This window comes from Frankia sp. AiPs1 (assembly GCF_023716945.1).
Taxonomy (GTDB): domain Bacteria; phylum Actinomycetota; class Actinomycetes; order Frankiales; family Frankiaceae; genus Frankia.
Window position 1 is genome coordinate 1 of sequence record NZ_JAMQQF010000089.1, and the last position, 16,627, is coordinate 16,627.

Sequence of the window (16,627 nt, forward strand, 5' to 3'; positions counted from 1 at the left end):
CGTCGGGACGCCACGGGTTGCGGGTGACGCCGTGCAGACGGCTCACCGTGTCGTCGCCGCGGGCCAGTTCGCTCGACGGCGTCTGGAACACCGGGATCGCGCCGGCCGCGACCAGCCGCTGGACCTGGGTGGAGGTGCGCGTCGCCCGGCGGTGACGCAGCGGCACCGACGCGTCGGCCCGGGGCCAGCCCGCGACCTGCTCCAGCTCCTTGACGGCGAACGGCACCCCGGCGAGCGGAAGGTCGAGGTCGACGTCGCGGGCGGCGGCGCCGGCCGCCTCGGCGTCGACGTGGCAGGCGGCGCCCAGCCCGGACCGCTCGACCGCGCCGAGCACGGCGGCGAGCTCCTGCGCCGGACTGCGCCGACCCGCCCGAAACTCCTCGACCAGGCCGAGGGCGTCGCCGAGCCAGGGTCCGGCTGTCAGCACGGGCCATCCAGTTGGGAGGGTCCGTAGTGGCGCAGCTCGACGACATTGCCGTCGGGATCGCGGATGTAGAGCAGGTCGCTGTTGCCGTACGCGCCGTAGCGGTGGAACGGCCCGCCGACGACGTCGAAGGTGCCGGAGGCCGCGAGCTCGGCGAGATCGCACGGCTCGATCACCAGGCAGAAGTGGTTGACGTTGCGCCCCGGACCGGACCGCGGGGTGCGGGCGTCGAGATCGATGATCACGCCCGGCGCGACCTCCACCGACGGGAACGGCGCCCGGCCTGCGCGCCACTGCTCCAGTCGGTGGGTCTTCATGCCGAACTTCTCCACCCACCACCGCACGGACCGCTCCGGGTCGGCCACCGCCAGCACGATGTGGTCGAAGGCGATGGTGACGATGGGTGGTCGAACGGTGGGCAGGAGGTTGGGTTCATCGACGACGCTCACAGACGCTCCCTCTCCGTCGCTCGGCTACTGTATACCAAATACTAGGCGACCCAGAGTTGAGCGCAACTACCCGGCGTGAAAAGTGCATGTGACGAGCACGTTTCGGCCTGCTCTACCCACCAGTCCACCCCACCCCTTCGTGGGGAGGAACTCAAGCTTCGTATACAGTGGACAGTGCGTAGGGGACGGAAGTCCACACAACCGGCCGATCGGGCGGCGGGCTCTACCGAGATGGCTACGGAGTGTGCCTGCCAGCGGGGAGTGCGGGGGCGGCCCCGGAGAAGGGGTGGACGCCCCGCACCGGCCGGCCGGCCGGCCGCCCCGCTCCATCGCCCCGGGGAGCACAGGACCAACCGGGGTTCTTCACCGCAGAAAGGGACGGTGCCAAGCATGGTTGCGCCCGACAGGTTCGCCGAGATCGAAAAATGCCGGGTCGAGTTCGGCCGGGCCCGTCGCGAGCGTGCCGACCCCCGCCCGCTGCACGCCTCCCCGCGTCGGGCCTACGAGCTGATCCGCGCCAGCCTGCGCTCGGGCGAGCTGGAGCCCGACGCGTTGTCGGAGAGTCGCCTCATCGACGCGCTGGGCATCACCCGCAACTCGGTGCGTCGGGCGCTGTCGATGCTCGCCGACGAGGGGCTGCTCAGCCGGGCCCCCCGGCGCGGCACCAGCGTCAGCCACGGCATCTGGCAGATCCCCGCCGGCGAGGTGCTCCCCCGCGAGATCAGCGAGTCCCAGGAGTGGCAACGGCTTCAGATCGAGGAGCTGGCGCACTGCGCGGTGCCCGCCACCGACGGGCTGCGGGACCGGTTGGCGGTCACCGATGCCGACCTCCTCATGACCGAGCAGCTCTTCCGCCTCGACGGCCAGCCGCTGTGCGTGCGCACCGGCTACGTCCCCATGATCGTCGAGCCGGAACGGTACTTCGCCGAGGTGGTGGCGATCGACCGGCGCCCGCCCCGCTACGAGGCCCTGTTCGAGCGGCTGTTCGGCGCGCCGCTGGGCACCGCCGAGGCGGTGGTCGAGGCGGTGCCGTGCGAGGAGCGCACGGCCCGGCTGCTCGGCGTCGAGGCAGGCAGCCCCGTCCTGCTGCGCGAGGTGCTCGTCCGCGACGGCACCGGCCGCCCTCGCGAGGTCAGCTACACGCACTTCCGCGGCGACCGGGTCGCCCTGTCGTCGGTGACCGGACCGCGCCCGGCCCAGCCTGGACCGGTGACCGCGCCACGCGGACCGGCCCAGCCCGCGCACCGACGGCCGGCCCCGCCCCGGGCCGACGTCGCATGACCCAGGACCTCGCGCCCCAGGACCTCGCATGACGCAGGACCTCGTATGACCCAGACGGTGCCCGTCGCCGCGGCCGGCAGCGCCGACCAAGCGAACGCCGACCAAGCGAACGCCGGCCATGCGGACGTAAACCATGCGGACGCCGGTCAGGCGGACGCCGACCGGGGCCGGATCACGACCACGACGATGGTGCTGCTCGGGGCGATGACGGGCCTCGGCCCGTTCTCGATGAGCGTGCACCTGCCCGGCCTGCCTCGGATGGCCGACGACCTGGCCGCCTCCCAGTCCTCCGTGCAGTTGACGATGACGGCGTGCGTCGTCGGGATCGCCGTCGGCCAGGTGGTGGCCGGCCCGCTGTCCGACGCCTACGGGCGGCGGCGCCCTCTGCTCGTGGCGATGGCGCTGTACTGCGCTACCTCGGCGGTGTGCGCGGCGGCCTGGACGGTGCCGATGCTCGCCGGCCTGCGGTTCGCCCAGGGGATGTTCGCCGCCTTCGGCATGACGATCGCCCGTGCGGTGATCCGCGATGTCGCCGACGGTCAGCGCCTGGTCCGCCTCTTCGCGCGGATGGCGCTGGTCAGCGGCCTGACGCCGATCATCGCGCCGAACCTCGGCAGTGCCCTGCTGGTCGTCACCGACTGGCGGGGCATCTTCGTGGTGCTCGCCGTGCTCGGCGCGTTGTTCGCCGCGCTGAGCGTCGGCTCGCTCAGCGAGACGCTGTCCCCGGCGCGCCGCACAAGCCTGCGCCCGGCCTCGACGGCCCGGACCTACGCCGCGCTCGCCACCGACGGCGCCTTCCTCGCCCCGTCGCTCGTCGTCGGGCTCGCCTACGGGGCAATGTTCTCGTACGTGTCGTCATCGTCGTTCGTGCTCTCCGACGCCTACGGGGTCTCGCAGACGGTGTTCGGCGTGCTGTTCGCCGCGAACGCGGTCGGGTTCATGGCCGGCGGTCAGCTTGGCGCGGCGCTCGCCGGGCGACGGGGGACGATCCGGGCCCTGCGGGTCACCCTGCCGGCGGCGGCCACGGCGGCGGCGGGGATCGCGCTGGCCGCGCTCGCCGGCAGCGGCCCCGCCGTCGTCGGCACGCTGTTCCTCACTGTGGCCTCGATCGGCGCGTGCATGCCGATCGCCTCGGCGGAGGCGATGCGCACCCGACCGGACAGCTCCGGGACCGCCTCGGGCCTGCTCGGTCTGACCCAGTTCGCCCTCGGTGGACTGATCGGCCCGATCGTCGGCGCCTTCGGCTCCACCAGCGCGCTGCCCCTGGGCATCGGCATGTGCCTGTGCCTGCTGGCCGCCTTCGCCCTGTGCCTACGCCCCGCCGCCCTCCGGCCGACCCCCTCCCCCGCCGCTTAACCCGACCCTGGCCGCCCCGACCCTGGCCGCCCCGAGCCGACCCCGAGCCAGCCGAGCTTGACGAGCGAGTCGATCCACCCATGGTCATAGACATGGTCAGGATCCGGCGGCAGCGGGCGGTTCCGCAGAACACCATGATCGCCAGATGTGGCGCCACGGCCGGGAACCAGGCACCGGGCAGGTGACGCGGTTCCGCGGAACACCACGATCATCCGGATCGACTTCCGAAGCCCTGCCCGGCGCGTTCCGGATCAACGCCCTGACCTGCGCACTTGCATCACCGCCGGACCGCTGCAAGATCGCCCCCAACCACTCCCATTTCCCCCCTCGCGACCTGCACCTTTACCATGGGGGTCGCTGATCATCCCTGGAGGGATCGCAACCCGCGCGGTGATCCTCGTGCCCGGCGACGGCCGCGGTCGCTGATCATCCCTGGAGGGATCGCAACCTCGCACGCCCTTGGGCTCTCCGGTCGTCCCCGAGGTCGCTGGTTATCTCTGGAGGGGGCGCGGCGCGGGGGGACGGGGTGGTCAGGTTGGGCGCAGGAGGCGGCGGAGGAGTTCGTCGACGGCGGTGCGGGCGTGGCGGATGGCGGCGCGCTGGTTGTCGGCTCGGGCGACGAGCAGGGCGATCTCGTTCATCGAGGCGAGCAGCACGTGGGCGAACAGGTCGGCCATCGAGGCGTCGAAGACGCCGTCCCGGGCGAGTTCCGCGACCGTCTGCTTGATCTTGCCGAAGGCGTGCCGTTCGTCGAGTTCCCGCCAACGTGCCCAGCCGAGGACCCCCGGCGCGTCGATGAGCAGGATGCGCTGGACGACGGGATCGCCCGCGATGCCGATCCAGGCCATGCAGCCCAGCCGCAGCGCCGTGGCGGGGTCGCGGGAGCTGTCGGTGCCGACCGCGGCCACCAGCCGGCGGCCCACGTCCAGCTCGACCGCCTCCAGCACCGCGTCGAACAGCGCGTCCTTGCCCTTGAAGTGGTGGTAGAGCGAGCCGCGGCTCGCTCCGGTCTCGGTGAGCACGGCGTCGATAGAGGTGCCCTCGTAGCCCCGCTCGGCGAACAGCCGGGTGGCGACGCCGAGCAGGTGCTCCCGGGTCGCGGCACCCCGTTCGACGTTCCTGCTGGGTGGGTTCATGGGTACCTCGTGACTCGGAGCCGACACTTCATTGTCGGCGCGGGTCCGCGTCAGCCACCCCCACAAAGCGCCATCGCAACGACTTACCGGGTGAAGATGTAAGGAACGCGAAAGAAACCGGCCGGCGCCGGGCCGCGACCGGACCGGCCCATCGGGCTCGCCCGCGGGCCCGCGTGCCGACCGCCGGACCTGCGCGGATCGATCAACGGACCGCCGCCGGAAAATCGGCGCAACGGCGTAACCAGACGTTTCTTCCTACGCCGCAGCGACTTTCCCGTCACGATCATCGGCGCAATGCGCGGGTTACCCGCCTCGCGACGGCGAGAAACACACAACGGCGACTGTTGTCCCCACGGTGACCGGTGGCGCAAACCCGCCGTCACGCGGACGACCTGGGGCGGTGGGCATTGACCACTGGCATTGTGATCGACGAGATCGACGAGGCGGAGCCTCGGAACGCGGTCTCCGGCCTGACCGGTAGACCCATCCTCACCGTCGAGGGCATGACGGTCCGTTACGGAACGTCGCACGGCGACGTCATCGCCGTCGACGACGTCAGTTTCACCCTCGGCCACGGCGAGCGGGTGGCGCTCGTCGGCGAGTCCGGGTCCGGGAAGACCACGTTGGGCCTCGCGCTCGCCGGCTTCCTCACCCAGGACAACGTGCGCATCGAGCACACCAGGCTGGACTTCGGCGGCGCCGCGCTGTCTCGGGTGGCCCGCTCACGACTGCCCGAGCGCACCCCCGGCCTGTCGATGATCTTTCAGGACGCGATGACGACGTTGGATCCGGTGTGGCCGATCGGCAGCCAGCTGCGGGCGGTGATCCGGGCCGCGGCCCGGGTCGGCGGCGGCGGCCGGCTCGGCCGGGCCGAGGTGCGCGACCGGGCCCGCTACTGGCTGGACAAGGTGGGCCTGCGCGACACCGAGCGGGTCCTGCGGGCCCGGCCGTACGAGCTCTCCGGTGGCATGCGGCAGCGCGCGATGATCGCGATCGCGCTGTGTGGGGGCCCGAAGCTGCTCATCGCCGACGAGCCGACCAGCGCGCTGGACGCCTCCCTGGCCCGGGAGGCGATGGAGACCATGCTCGCGCTGACCCGGGAGAGCGGGACCAGCGTGCTCGTGATCAGCCACGACATCCTGCTCGCGCAGGAGTACACCGATCGCACCTTCGTCATGTACGGCGGGCGGATCGTCGAACAGCGCTCGTCGGCGCGCCTCGTCGACACGGCCACCCATCCGTACACGGTCGCGCTGCTGCGCTGCGTGCCGACGCTGGAGTCAGCCGAGCTCGACGAGCTGCCGACCCTCGCCTCCGTCGCCGCCGAGACCCGGCCCGCCGCCGAGACCCGCCCCGCGGCGCCCGACGAGGCCACCACCAGCGCGTCGGTTCCCAGTGCCCGGATGGAGGGTCAGGACTGATGGACCGGTTCGCCCAGATGACCGTCGACGGGGTGTCGAAGTCGTTCGGCCCGCAGCACCGCCGGCACGTGGCCGTCGACGCGGTGACCCTGGAGGTGACGCCGGGTTCGCGGATCGGTGTCGTCGGCGAGTCCGGTTCCGGCAAGTCCACGCTGGCGCGGATGATGGTCGGCCTGGACGCGCCGTCGGCGGGCTCGATCAGCTTCAACGGCGCGCCGCTGCGCGGCCTGCTGAAGCTGCGCGCCTCCCGGCTGGAGCTGCGCCGCGAGGTGCAGTTCGTCGCCCAGGACACCACCTCGTCGTTCGACCCGCTGCGCACCCTGCGGGACTCGATCCGCACCCCCGCGCAGCGCCTCGGCGGGCTCGACCGCCGCGCCGCCGACACCCGGGTCGACGCCACGGTGTCGATGCTCGGGCTGGCCCCCGAGCTGGCCGACCGCCATCCCGGCGAGGTCTCCGGCGGCCAGCGCCAGCGCTTCGCGATCGCGCGCGCCCTGGTCGTCGAGCCGAACCTGCTCGTCTGCGACGAGGTCGTCTCCGCCCTCGACGTCTCCGTGCAGGGGTCGATTCTGAACTTCCTCAAGCGCTACTGCGTCGAGCGCGACGCCGCCCTGGTGTTCGTCTCGCACGGCCTGCCGGCGACGGCGTTCGTCTGCGAACGCCTGGTCGTCATGCGCGGCGGGCAGATCGTGGAGGACGGCCCGACGAGCGCGGTCCTGAACAGCCCCCGCCACGACTACACCCGCAGCCTGCTGGCCGCCTTCCGCGGCCCGGCCGCGGCCGGGGCCGCGCGGACCTCCGCCCAGCTCCCCGCACCGGCCAACGCACAGGAAGGGCCAGCCTGATGAGGGAGATGCTGCGCCGACAACGGTGGTGGCTGGGCAGGGTCATCGCGTTGCCGTTCCAGTTGCTCGTCTTCGCGGCCGTGTCGTTCCTGCTCGTGCAGAGCATCCCGGGCGATCCCGTGGCGGTGCTGACCGGCGGTCAGGCCGACAAGGCGAACTACGCCGCGATCCAGAAGCAGCTCGGCCTCGACGGCAGCCTGCTCCACCAGCTTCTGCGCTACCTGGGGCACACCGTCCAGCTCGACCTCGGCAGCTCGATCATGACGGGCCGACCGGTGGCCCACGAGTTCAGCGACCGGTTGCCGGCGACGATCGAGCTGGCGCTGATGAGCCTGTTCTTCTCGATCCTGCTGGCAGTCGGACTGTCCTACCTGGCGGTGGTGCGGCCCCGCAACCCGGTGTCCTACGTCGTGCGGGGTTACGCCCGGATCGCCGGCGGCCTGCCCGACTTCGCGATCGGCGTCGCCGCGGTGTTCGTGTTCTACGCGACCCTGCACTGGGCGCCCGCGCCGCTGGGCCGGTTGTCCTCGGGCGTCGACGACGTCCCGAAGGTCACCGGGCTGCCCTTCCTCGACACGATCCTGACCGGCCACCTCGACGCGACCTGGTCGATGGCGGGCCACCTGGTGCTCCCGGTCGGCACGCTGGTCATCAGCCAGGCCGGGGTCCTGGTGAAGATGCTGATCGCCGGGTTGGAGGAGGCCGTCGACGCCCCGCCGACGCGGTTCCGCATCGCCTCGGGTGCCTCCCGGGCGATGGTGCGGGCGAGCCTGTTCCGCCGGGCGCTGCCGCCGGCGGTCACGACCTCGGGGACCCTGTTCGGCTACGCGCTGGGCGGCGCCGTCATCGTCGAGTCGATCTTCGGGTTCACCGGAATCGGCGGTTATCTCGGTGACGCCGTGAGCAGCGGTGACATCCCCGCCATGCAGGGCTTCCTGGTGATCGTCGCCGCCGTCTCGCTGGTGGTCTTCCTCATCGTCGACCTCGTGAACATGAGCCTCGATCCGCGACGGCGGCCCGGGGTCCGGACGGAGGGATCGTGACCACGACACCGACCGTGGGCGTCGCCCCGGTAGAACCCGGCGCCCGGCCCGGCAGCGCGCCCGGCGCAGCGCCGGCCCCGAACACACCGACACAGGGCACCTCGACGCAGGGCACGCCGGCGCAGAGCACACTGGCCCCGGGCTCCCCCGACGGCGGGCGGGCGCGGTGGCTGCGCCTCGGGCTGCGGCTGCTGCCGCTGGCCGCGCTGGTCATCGTCGCGATCATCGGCCCGTGGGTGGCGCCGCACAACCCGGAGCGGGTCAGCGGCCCCACGTCGGCGGCGCCGAGCGGGGCCCACCTGTTCGGCACGGACACCTCCGGCCTCGACGTGTTCTCCCAGACGCTGGCCGCCACCCGGACGAACGTTTGGGTCGCGACCGTGGTGGTGCTGCTGGCGACCGTGGCCGGCGCGCTGCTCGGCCTGCTGACCGGCATGAACGAGTCCTCCCGCGGCCCGCGCGGCGTAATCGCCCGGATCGTCGGGCGGGTCGTCGACTTCGTCCAGGCGGTGCCCGGCATGCTGCTCGGCCTCGTCGCCGTCGCCTTCTACGGCGCCTCCATCACCACGCTGGTCCTGACCCTGGCCGTCGTGCTTGCCCCGCTGCAGGCCCGCCTGGTGCGCACCGAGGTGCTGCGGGTCCGCTCGGACGCCTACGTCGACGCCGCCCGGATGGCCGGGCTCAGCGAGCTGCGGCTGACCCTGCGCCACGTCCTGCCGAACTCGTGTCGACCGGCGCTGGAGAACATGTCGGTCATCTTCGCGGTGAGCATCATCCTGACCGCCTCCCTGGGTTTCCTCGGCGCCGGACTGCCCACGCCGAAGCCCGAATGGGGCTCGATGATCTCCCGCGGGGCGACCGACGCGGCTGTCGGCAACTGGTGGCCGGCCACCTTCCCCACCCTCGCCCTGATCCTCACCGTGGCGATCATCGCCACCACGTCGTCGACCCTGCTCGGCGCCCGGCGCGGCCGGTAACGCCGCCGCCCGCCCGTCCCACTCACCCGCCGCCGGCATTCCCTGCGCCCGGAATCCCTCTGCCGGCGACCCCCAGCACTGCGTCTCGCGTTCGTTCTCTGACAGGAGTGCACTGATGCGTGTCCGTCTCGCCTCGCCACGAGGTGACCGACCAGGAGCCGCTGTCGCCGGCTCCGGCGGGCCGCGCCGGCTCGCCCGCACGGCCAGCGCGGCCGTCGCCGGCGGCCTGGCCCTCACACTGGCCGCCTGCGGCGGCAGTTCCAGCTCCTCCTCCTCGTCTTCGTCTTCGTCGGGTTCCGCCGGTAACACCGACTCCCTCACCGAGGCGGTGGCCGCGCTGCCGACGGCGTTCGCCTACGACGCGGGGGCGTTCACCTACGAGGGCTTCGAATTCCAGATCAACACCCAGGCGCAGCTCGTGCGCAACCCGACGGTCACGGCGGACCGGCCGAACGGCTCGCCGATGCAGAACTTCTTCAAGTTCGACGGCGAGCTGGCGAAGAGCTACGACGTCAGCGCCGACAAACTGACCTACACCTTCCATCTGCGTGAGGGCGTCAAGAGCGTCGCCGGTCACGAGCTGACCGCCGACGACGTGCTGTACTCCTACGAGCGCAAGTGGAACTCGACGTCGGTCGCGCCGTTCATCTCCAAGCCGGCCATCTATGACCCGGCGAAGCAGTTCAAGAAGATCGACGCGCACACGGTCAGCATCACCATCGACCGGCCCGGTGACGGCTTCACGCTGCTGTCCCTGCTCGCGAACGTCAGCGGCGACATCTTCGACAGCACGCTGTTGAAGGCACACGCGACGAAGGACGACCCGTACGCGGTCAAGTGGTCGGCGAAGGACGGGAACTACGGCTTCGGCGCCTACACGCTGGCCAAGTTCACTCCTGGCCAGAGCCTGATCCTGAAGGCCAACCCGAACTACTGGGAGGGTGCGCCGGCGATCAAGACGATCACTCAGAAGGTCGTCACGAACCCCGGCACCCGCACCAACCTGCTCCAGAACGGCGACGCCGACGTCGCCGTCCAGCTCCGTCCGTCCGACGTGGTCTCGATGGCCAAGGACTCGAAGCTCAAGACGTTCAACGTCGACTCCATCGAGTACCTCGACACGTTCATCAACACGACCAAGGCGCCGTTCACGAATCCGCTCGTCCGGCAGGCGCTGAGCTACGCGATCCCCTACCAGAAGATCATCGACGACGTCTTCATGGGCCGCGCCGACCCGATGAAGGGCTTCATCAACCCGCACTACCCGAACTACAGCACGGACGGGCTGCGGCAGGGCACCTACGACCCGGCCAAGGCCAAGGCACTGCTCGCCCAGGCGGGCGTGAAGAACGTCAGCGCGAAGATCCTCGTCGAGAACAGCATCCCGGCCCTGGAGCAGGCGGCGGTCCAGATCCAGTCCGCAGCGGCCGATGCGGGCTTCAACTTCACCGTCGACAAGCAGACCGCGACCGCCGTGCAGGACCAGAAGGAGAACAAGTCGTTCGACATCCAGCTCAACCTGAACAAGGCGATCAGCCAGTCGCCGCCGTACGAGATGCTGCTGTCCCTGACGAAGGGCTCGCCGCTGAACACCTCCAACTGGTCGGACGACGCGTACTACGCGGCCGTCGAGAAGGGTAACCAGGCGGGCGACCCGCTGTCGCCCGAGGCGGGCAAGTTCTGGAACGAGGCGCAGCGGATCTGGCAGAACGGCCAGCCGGAGATCCCCGTCGCCTTCGACCAGCCGAACGTCGTCTTCCGCAGCAACATCGACGGCTACGTCTACCGCTCCGAGGGCGCGATCGACTTCGCCCATCTGTCGAAGACCCAGTAACCACGACCACCCGAATCGCCCGCGCGGCCGACGCCGGCCGCGCGGGCGATTTCGCCGCTGCCCGGGCCGTCTTCGTAGCGGCGCAGGCGGAAATCGGCCGGCCCGCCGCTTCGCCAGTGGCGCAATATTCGCCGAACCGGCCGGCCGTCAATCCGAAACACGGCCGAGTTGTGCTACGGGCAGCACGAACTTCCAGGTACCGATTTCCAGGTACCGAGTGCCAGGTACAGAGTTCCAGGTTCGAAGCTCCAGGGGAGAAGACATGTTCCACATGGGATGGTTCGTCGGACACGGCTTCAGCGTGCAGTCCTGGAAAGGCACCTGGTCCGGCGCCGGCGCCCGCGAATGGATGCAGCCGGACCTCTATGTGGACATGGCCCGGTCGCTCGAGCGGGCCTGCTTCGACTACATGATCTTCGAAGACGGTCTGATGATTCCCGACGCCTTCGGCGGGAACATGGACACCTACCTGAAGTACAACATGGAATGCCCGCGGCACGACCCGACCGCGCTCATCGGCATCCTCGGTCAGGCGACCTCGCGGATCGGCCTCATCCCGACCATGTCGACGTCGTTCTACCCGCCGTTCATGGCGGCCCGGATGCTGGTCACCCTCGACCACCTCACCCGCGGCCGGGTCGGCGGGAACCTCGTCACCTCCTCCAGCCACCGGGCGGCCCAGAACTTCGGCCACGAGCAGCACTTCGAGCACGACCTGCGCTACCGGATGGCCGACGAGTGGATGGACCTCGTCGGGAAGCTGTGGGGGTCCTGGGAGCCCGGCGCGGTGGTCTTCGACGAGGAGACCGGCACGTTCGCGGACGGCAGCAAGGTGCACACCATCGACTTCGCCGGCGAGTTCTTCCGCTGCCGCGGCCCGCTGAACGCCGTCCCCGGGCCGCAGGGCCGCCCGGTGATCTGCCAGGCCGGCGGCTCCCCGGCCGGACGCGAGTTCGCCGCCCGCAACGCCGACACGGTCATCTGCGTCCCCCTCGGCGTCGCGGCGATGAAGGCCTACCGCGAGGACATGTCCGCCCGGCTCATCGCGGCCGGCCGCAAGCCCGCGGACTGCAAGGTGCTTTACCTCATCCGCCCCGTGCTCGCCGAGACCGACGCCGAGGCGCAGGAGAAGCGCCAGCGGATCCGCGCCGCCCAACGCGAGCAGGCGTCCATCGAGACGCAGCTCGCGGTGATGTCCTACTTCAGCGGTCTCGATTTCTCGAAGTTCGACCTGGACAAGCCGCTGCCGGACCTCACCGGGCAGGTCAACGGCCACCAGAGCTCGATGACGCGCTACGCGAAGGACAGCGAGGACGGCAAGACGCTGCGCGAGCTCGTCTCCACCCACGAGACGACGACGTCGCTGGAACTGGTCGGCACCCCGGACACCGTCGCCGCGATGATGGGCGAGGCCATGGAGGAGGTCGGCGGGGACGGGTTCCTCATCTCCAACGACGTCGACCGGCACTCCATCGCCCAGATCGCCGACGGCCTCGCGCCCGCGCTCAAGCGCCGCGGCCTGATCCGCGAGTCGTACACGCACGAGCACTTCCGGGACAACCTGCTCGAGTTCTGACCGCCCAATCGAGAACGCCCGATCGAGAACGGGGAGCGACGATGTTTCACCTGGGCCTGTTCACCGGCTGCGGAGTCCAGTCCTGGAACGGGCTGTGGTCCGGCGAGGGCGCCACCGAGTGGCTGCACCCGCAGCTCTACATCGACACCGCGAAGGCGGTGGAGCGGGCCGGCTTCGACTGCATCATCCTGGAAGACGCCCACTTCATCCCGGACGTCTTTCGCGGAAACATGGACTTCGCCCTGCACAACGGGTTCCATGCGCCCAAGCAGGACCTGTTCGTGATGGCGCCGTTCATGCTCACCGCGACCGAACACGTGGGCATCCTGCCGACCCTGACGACGACCTTCCACCCGCCGTACATGGCGGCCCGGACCCTGGCCACCCTCGACCACATCTCGCACGGCCGCGGCGGGGCGAACCTCGTCATGTCGCACAACGACCGCACCGCGCAGAACTACGGCGCCGACGCCCAGGCCGACCACGACGCCCGCTACGACGCCGGCGACGAATGGGTCGCCCTGGTCGAGGCGCTGTGGAACTCCTGGGACCCCGACGCCCTCGTCATCGACCGGGAACGCGGCGTCTACGTCGACACGGACAAGGTGCGTCCGATCGACTTCTCCGGCCGGTTCTACCGTTCCCGCGGGCCGTTGAACTCGCTGCCCCCGCCGCAGGGTCGCCCGGTGTTCTCCCAGGCGGGCGGCTCGGGGCGGGGCCGGGACTTCGCCGCGAAAAACGTCGATCTGGTGATGACGAACGTCACCGGAATCGACACGATGAAGGCGTTCCGCGAGGACGTCGTCGCGAAGGCGGTCGCCCACGGCCGCAAGCCCGACTCCTGCAAGGTGATGTTCAACGTCGCCCCCGTCCTCGCGGAGACCCAGCGGGAAGCCGAGGAGAAGCGGCGCCGCGCGCTGGCCGCCGCGGCCGCGAACGTCGAGATCAACCTCGGCTGGATGTCCTACTACAGCGGCATCGACTTCGGGAAACTCGACCTGGACGCCCCGATGCCGGCGATGCAGACGAACGCCAGCCGCAGCACCACCGAGAACCTGCGGGAGAAGAGCAGCGGGATGACGCTGCGGGAGTTCGCCTCCTACCCGGCGTCGGGCGCCGTCGAACTCGTCGGCACGCCGGACGCGGTCGCCGCCCAGATGGGCGAGGTGATGGACGAGGTCGGCGGCGACGGCTTCCTCATCCAGCAGGCGATGTACCGCGAGGGGATCAGCATGATCACTGACGGGTTGGCGCCCGCGCTGCGGCGGCGGGGACTCATCCGCGACGGCTATGCGCACCGGCACTTCCGCGACAACCTCCTCGAGTTCTGACCACGGCTCCAGCTTTCTGCACAGGCCTTCTGTACTGCTCCGGCTTACTGCTCCGGCTTTCTGATGGCTGCTCCGACCCTGACGGGAGAACGTGGGTGTGATGGGATCCGAGATGACCGTCGTCGACGCGGCGACCGACCAGCAGCTGCTGCGCTCGACGTTCGGCTGTTTCCCCAGCGGCGTGACGGCGCTCTGCGCGCTCGTCGACGGCGAACCGGTCGGCATGGCGGTGAGCTCGTTCACCTCGGTGTCGCTCGACCCGCCGCTGGTGTCGGTGTGCGTGGCGAACACGTCGACGACCTGGCCGCGGCTGCGGGACCCGGCGCGGCTGGGGGTCAGCGTCCTCGGAGAGACCCACGACGTCGCCTGCCGCCAGCTCTCCGCCCGCGACGGCGACCGGTTCGCCGGGATCTCCTGGCGGGCCAGCGGCGGGGGCGCGCTGTTCGTCGCGGACTCGGCCGCGGCGCTGGAGTGCGAGCTCGTCCGGGAGGTCGCGGCCGGCGACCATCTCATCGCGCTGCTGCGCGTCCATGCGCTCAGCTCGGACACGAACGTGACACCGTTGGTCTTCCACCACAGCCGGTTTCGCCAGCTCGTGGCCCACTGACCAGGCCACGAACCCAGACCACGAACCCAGACCACGAACCCAGACCGCGAACCCAGGCCGCGAACCCAGACTGCGAACCCAGACTGCGAACCCAGGCCGCCGACCCGTCCCCCAGGGGGTTGCCCATGCCACCGTTCCGCCTTCCCGACCTTGATCTTGACCTGCCGATCTGCCTGACCTGCGGGGTGCAGTACGGCGCCGGGCGGGTCGACTGCCCGGTCTGCGAGGACGAGCGGCAGTACGTCGGATGGGAGGGACAGCGGTGGACGTCGCTGGCCCGGCTGCGCGCCGAGGGCTACCACGGCGTGCTGCACCCGGAGGGCGAGCGGGTGACCGGCATCGGCGCCGAGCCGAAGATCTCCATCGGGCAGCGGGCGCTACTGGTCCAGACGGACGCGGGCAACATCCTCTGGGACTGCGTGCCCTTCCTCGACGACGACCTCGCCGGCCGGGTCGCCGAACTCGGCGGCGTCACCGCCATCGCGGTCAGCCATCCGCACTTCTACGGGGCGATGGTCGACTGGAGCCGGGCATTCGGGGGGGCGCCGATCTACGTTCACGCCGCGGACGCCGACTGGCTCGGCCGGCCGGACAGCGCCGTCGAGCTGTGGTCCGGCGACGCGCTGACGATCGGCGCCGGGCTGACCCTGATCAATGGCGGGGTGCACTTCGCCGGCGGCACGGTCCTGCACTGGGCGCAGGGCGAGGGCGGACGGGGGGCCCTGTTCTCCGGCGACATCCTGCAGGTCGTCCTCGACCGCCGGTGGGTGAGCTTCATGTACAGCTACCCGAACTACATTCCGGAGCGGCCCAGCGTCGTCCGCCGCGCGCTGACCCTGCTCGAACCCTTCGACTTCGACGCCGTCTACGGCGCCTTCTGGCAGACCGTGGTCCGCGCCGACGGCCGGGCCGCCGTGCGCCGCTCCGCCGACCGCTACCTGCGCTTCGTCACCGACACCCCGTAGCCGCCTTCCTCGCCGACACCGACACCCCGCAGCCACTTTCCTTGCCCTTTTAGGGGGACGAATCAGGCACCAAACCCCCCTGAACGGCAAGGAAGGTGAGCCGGTTCGGGGTGGCCTGCGAGACTTCTGCTCCGACGGCTGGACCCGCGCGGCTCCCGGAGGTCTCCGATGGCGCAGCACGACCCGCTCCGCGAGGACGACCCCCGCCAGGTCGGGCCGTACACGCTGCTGGAACGCGTCGGTGCCGGCGGCATGGGCGTCGTCTACCTGGCACGCGACCGCGTCGGTCGGCGGGTCGCGCTGAAGATCCCGGGCAGCCCCGGCCGCGACCACCAGATCCCCCACTCGCACGAGCGTTTCGTCGCGGAGGTGGCGACCCACCGGACGCTGACGAGCGAACGGGTCGTCCGCTTCCTCGACGCCGACGTGGACGGCCACCCGCCCTGGGTCGCGCTCGAGTACGTCCAGGGCGCCAACCTGAGCCAGGTCGTGGCCGAGACCGGCGTCTTCCCCTACCGCTTCCTGCTGGCCCTCGCCGCCGAGCTCGCCGAGGCGGTGGCCGACATCCACGCGCACGGCATCGTCCACCGTGACCTGCACCCCGCGAACGTCATCTGCCTGCCGAACGGCATCAAGGTCATCGACTTCGGCCTGGCCCGCGTCCAGGCCGACGACGAAGACCTCATCACCAAGGGCCCGCCCATCGGCGTCCCGGCCTTCATGGCGCCGGAACGCTTCGCGGGCGTCGTCACCCGGGCCTGCGACGTCTTCGCCTGGGGATGCTGCGTGGCCTACGCCGCCGCCGGCACGTCACCGTTGCCCAACGTGGCGCCGCGCGACGCCCGCGCCGCCGTCGCGGGCTCCCCGCCGGTCCTGACGAACCTGCCCGGCGACCTCGCCGACCTGGTCGGCTGGGCGCTGGCGACGAAGCCGGAAGACCGACCGACCGCGTCCCGGGTGGCTGCCGAGCTCCAGGGCCTGGGCGTGCCGGTGACCCGCCCGGCCGCCCGTCCCTGGCCCGCGCAGGCGCTCCCGCTGATCAGCCGGGCCGTCCCCGGCTCGGACATCACCGGTACGGACGACTGGACCGACGGCCCGCGCGGCACGATCACCAGCTCGAGGATCGGCGACTCGAGAGTGGCTGACTGGGGCGTCGGCGCCTCCGCGATCGGCGCCTCCGCGATCGGGGACTCGGGCCTGGTCACGACGCCGAGCCACCCGAGCCACCCAGCCCGTCCGAGCCACCACGAGCCGGCGCCGATCGGTCCCGGCGGTGCAGGCGCGGTGGTGGGAGCGGTGGTCGCAGCGGCGTTCTGCCTGCTGGGCCTCGCGCTCGCGGCGGGGGGGTACGCCGCGGGCGACGTCACCGGGCCGGTCTCCGC

The 16,627-nt window shown here is 71.1% G+C and carries 15 protein-coding genes; 12 read left to right on the forward strand and 3 right to left on the reverse strand.

Annotated features, from left to right (window positions below):
* Together ND748_RS11405 and ND748_RS11410 are read right to left on the reverse strand one after the other, a co-directional pair.
* On the reverse strand, window positions 1-427 hold a 427-nt coding region (locus ND748_RS11405; protein ID WP_251745676.1), incomplete at its 3' end, for an amidase family protein.
* Window positions 421-873: a VOC family protein gene (locus ND748_RS11410; RefSeq protein WP_251745677.1), complete on the reverse strand. Its 453-nt coding sequence runs from the start codon at window positions 871-873 to the stop codon at window positions 421-423. The genes ND748_RS11405 and ND748_RS11410, both read right to left, overlap by 7 nt.
* A 390-nt stretch (window positions 874-1,263) precedes the next feature.
* Here ND748_RS11410 and ND748_RS11415 point away from each other — a divergent pair, with 390 nt between their 5' ends.
* Together ND748_RS11415 and ND748_RS11420 are read left to right on the forward strand one after the other, a co-directional pair.
* Window positions 1,264-2,154, forward strand: a complete 891-nt coding sequence (locus ND748_RS11415) for a GntR family transcriptional regulator (protein WP_251745679.1) — start codon at window positions 1,264-1,266, stop codon at window positions 2,152-2,154.
* A gap of 45 nt (window positions 2,155-2,199) precedes the next feature.
* Entirely contained in the window at window positions 2,200-3,510 is a 1,311-nt protein-coding gene (locus tag ND748_RS11420) for a multidrug effflux MFS transporter (protein ID WP_251745681.1), read from the forward strand.
* A gap of 530 nt (window positions 3,511-4,040) precedes the next feature.
* On the opposite strand, the gene ND748_RS11425 is transcribed toward ND748_RS11420, so the two are convergent.
* A complete protein-coding gene (locus tag ND748_RS11425; protein ID WP_251745682.1) occupies window positions 4,041-4,646 on the reverse strand; it encodes a TetR/AcrR family transcriptional regulator in 606 nt (201 codons plus the stop codon).
* A gap of 407 nt (window positions 4,647-5,053) precedes the next feature.
* Here ND748_RS11425 and ND748_RS11430 point away from each other — a divergent pair, with 407 nt between their 5' ends.
* The 10 genes from ND748_RS11430 to ND748_RS11475 all read left to right on the forward strand — a co-directional run.
* The gene (locus tag ND748_RS11430) at window positions 5,054-6,067 is read left to right on the forward strand and encodes an ABC transporter ATP-binding protein (RefSeq protein WP_251745683.1); all 1,014 of its coding nucleotides are present in this window, start codon (window positions 5,054-5,056) and stop codon (window positions 6,065-6,067) included.
* Entirely contained in the window at window positions 6,067-6,912 is an 846-nt protein-coding gene (locus tag ND748_RS11435; protein WP_251745684.1) for an ABC transporter ATP-binding protein, read from the forward strand. The genes ND748_RS11430 and ND748_RS11435 overlap by 1 nt, the downstream gene beginning before the upstream one ends.
* A complete protein-coding gene (locus ND748_RS11440; protein ID WP_251745685.1) occupies window positions 6,912-7,955 on the forward strand; it encodes an ABC transporter permease in 1,044 nt (347 codons plus the stop codon). Before ND748_RS11435 ends, ND748_RS11440 begins: the two co-directional genes overlap by 1 nt.
* Window positions 7,952-8,932 (forward strand): ABC transporter permease, encoded by a 981-nt coding sequence (locus ND748_RS34595; protein ID WP_251745686.1) that lies wholly within the window; start codon window positions 7,952-7,954, stop codon window positions 8,930-8,932. The genes ND748_RS11440 and ND748_RS34595 overlap by 4 nt, the downstream gene beginning before the upstream one ends.
* Before the next feature lie 115 nt (window positions 8,933-9,047).
* On the forward strand, window positions 9,048-10,766 hold the full coding sequence (locus ND748_RS11450) for an ABC transporter substrate-binding protein (protein ID WP_251745687.1): 1,719 nt from the start codon (window positions 9,048-9,050) through the stop codon (window positions 10,764-10,766).
* 262 nt (window positions 10,767-11,028) lie between these two features.
* Window positions 11,029-12,342: an NtaA/DmoA family FMN-dependent monooxygenase gene (locus ND748_RS11455; protein WP_251745689.1), complete on the forward strand. Its 1,314-nt coding sequence runs from the start codon at window positions 11,029-11,031 to the stop codon at window positions 12,340-12,342.
* A 41-nt stretch (window positions 12,343-12,383) separates the two neighbouring features.
* Window positions 12,384-13,673: an NtaA/DmoA family FMN-dependent monooxygenase gene (locus ND748_RS11460; RefSeq protein ID WP_251745691.1), complete on the forward strand. Its 1,290-nt coding sequence runs from the start codon at window positions 12,384-12,386 to the stop codon at window positions 13,671-13,673.
* Between the two features lie 100 nt (window positions 13,674-13,773).
* Window positions 13,774-14,280 carry a flavin reductase family protein gene (locus ND748_RS11465; protein ID WP_251745692.1) on the forward strand — a complete coding sequence of 169 codons (507 nt, stop codon included), beginning with the start codon at window positions 13,774-13,776 and terminating at the stop codon, window positions 14,278-14,280.
* A 125-nt stretch (window positions 14,281-14,405) separates the two neighbouring features.
* Window positions 14,406-15,245 (forward strand): MBL fold metallo-hydrolase, encoded by an 840-nt coding sequence (locus tag ND748_RS11470; RefSeq protein ID WP_251745693.1) that lies wholly within the window; start codon window positions 14,406-14,408, stop codon window positions 15,243-15,245.
* A 168-nt stretch (window positions 15,246-15,413) separates the two neighbouring features.
* The coding region (locus tag ND748_RS11475; protein WP_251745694.1) for a serine/threonine-protein kinase at window positions 15,414-16,627 on the forward strand (1,214 nt) is incomplete at its 3' end.

Excerpts from the sequence above, each read along its gene's own strand:
- ND748_RS11415 (WP_251745679.1), top strand. The coding sequence starts at position 1,264 with ATGGTTGCGCCCGACAGGTTCGCCGAGATCGAAAAATGCCGGGTCGAG.
- ND748_RS11420 (WP_251745681.1), top strand. The coding sequence starts at position 2,200 with ATGACCCAGACGGTGCCCGTCGCCGCGGCCGGCAGCGCCGACCAAGCG.
- ND748_RS11425 (WP_251745682.1), bottom strand. The coding sequence starts at position 4,646 with ATGAACCCACCCAGCAGGAACGTCGAACGGGGTGCCGCGACCCGGGAG.
- ND748_RS11435 (WP_251745684.1), top strand. The coding sequence starts at position 6,067 with ATGGACCGGTTCGCCCAGATGACCGTCGACGGGGTGTCGAAGTCGTTC.
- ND748_RS11440 (WP_251745685.1), top strand. The coding sequence starts at position 6,912 with ATGAGGGAGATGCTGCGCCGACAACGGTGGTGGCTGGGCAGGGTCATC.
- ND748_RS11450 (WP_251745687.1), top strand. The coding sequence starts at position 9,048 with ATGCGTGTCCGTCTCGCCTCGCCACGAGGTGACCGACCAGGAGCCGCT.
- ND748_RS11455 (WP_251745689.1), top strand. The coding sequence starts at position 11,029 with ATGTTCCACATGGGATGGTTCGTCGGACACGGCTTCAGCGTGCAGTCC.
- ND748_RS11460 (WP_251745691.1), top strand. The coding sequence starts at position 12,384 with ATGTTTCACCTGGGCCTGTTCACCGGCTGCGGAGTCCAGTCCTGGAAC.
- ND748_RS11465 (WP_251745692.1), top strand. The coding sequence starts at position 13,774 with ATGGGATCCGAGATGACCGTCGTCGACGCGGCGACCGACCAGCAGCTG.
- ND748_RS11470 (WP_251745693.1), top strand. The coding sequence starts at position 14,406 with ATGCCACCGTTCCGCCTTCCCGACCTTGATCTTGACCTGCCGATCTGC.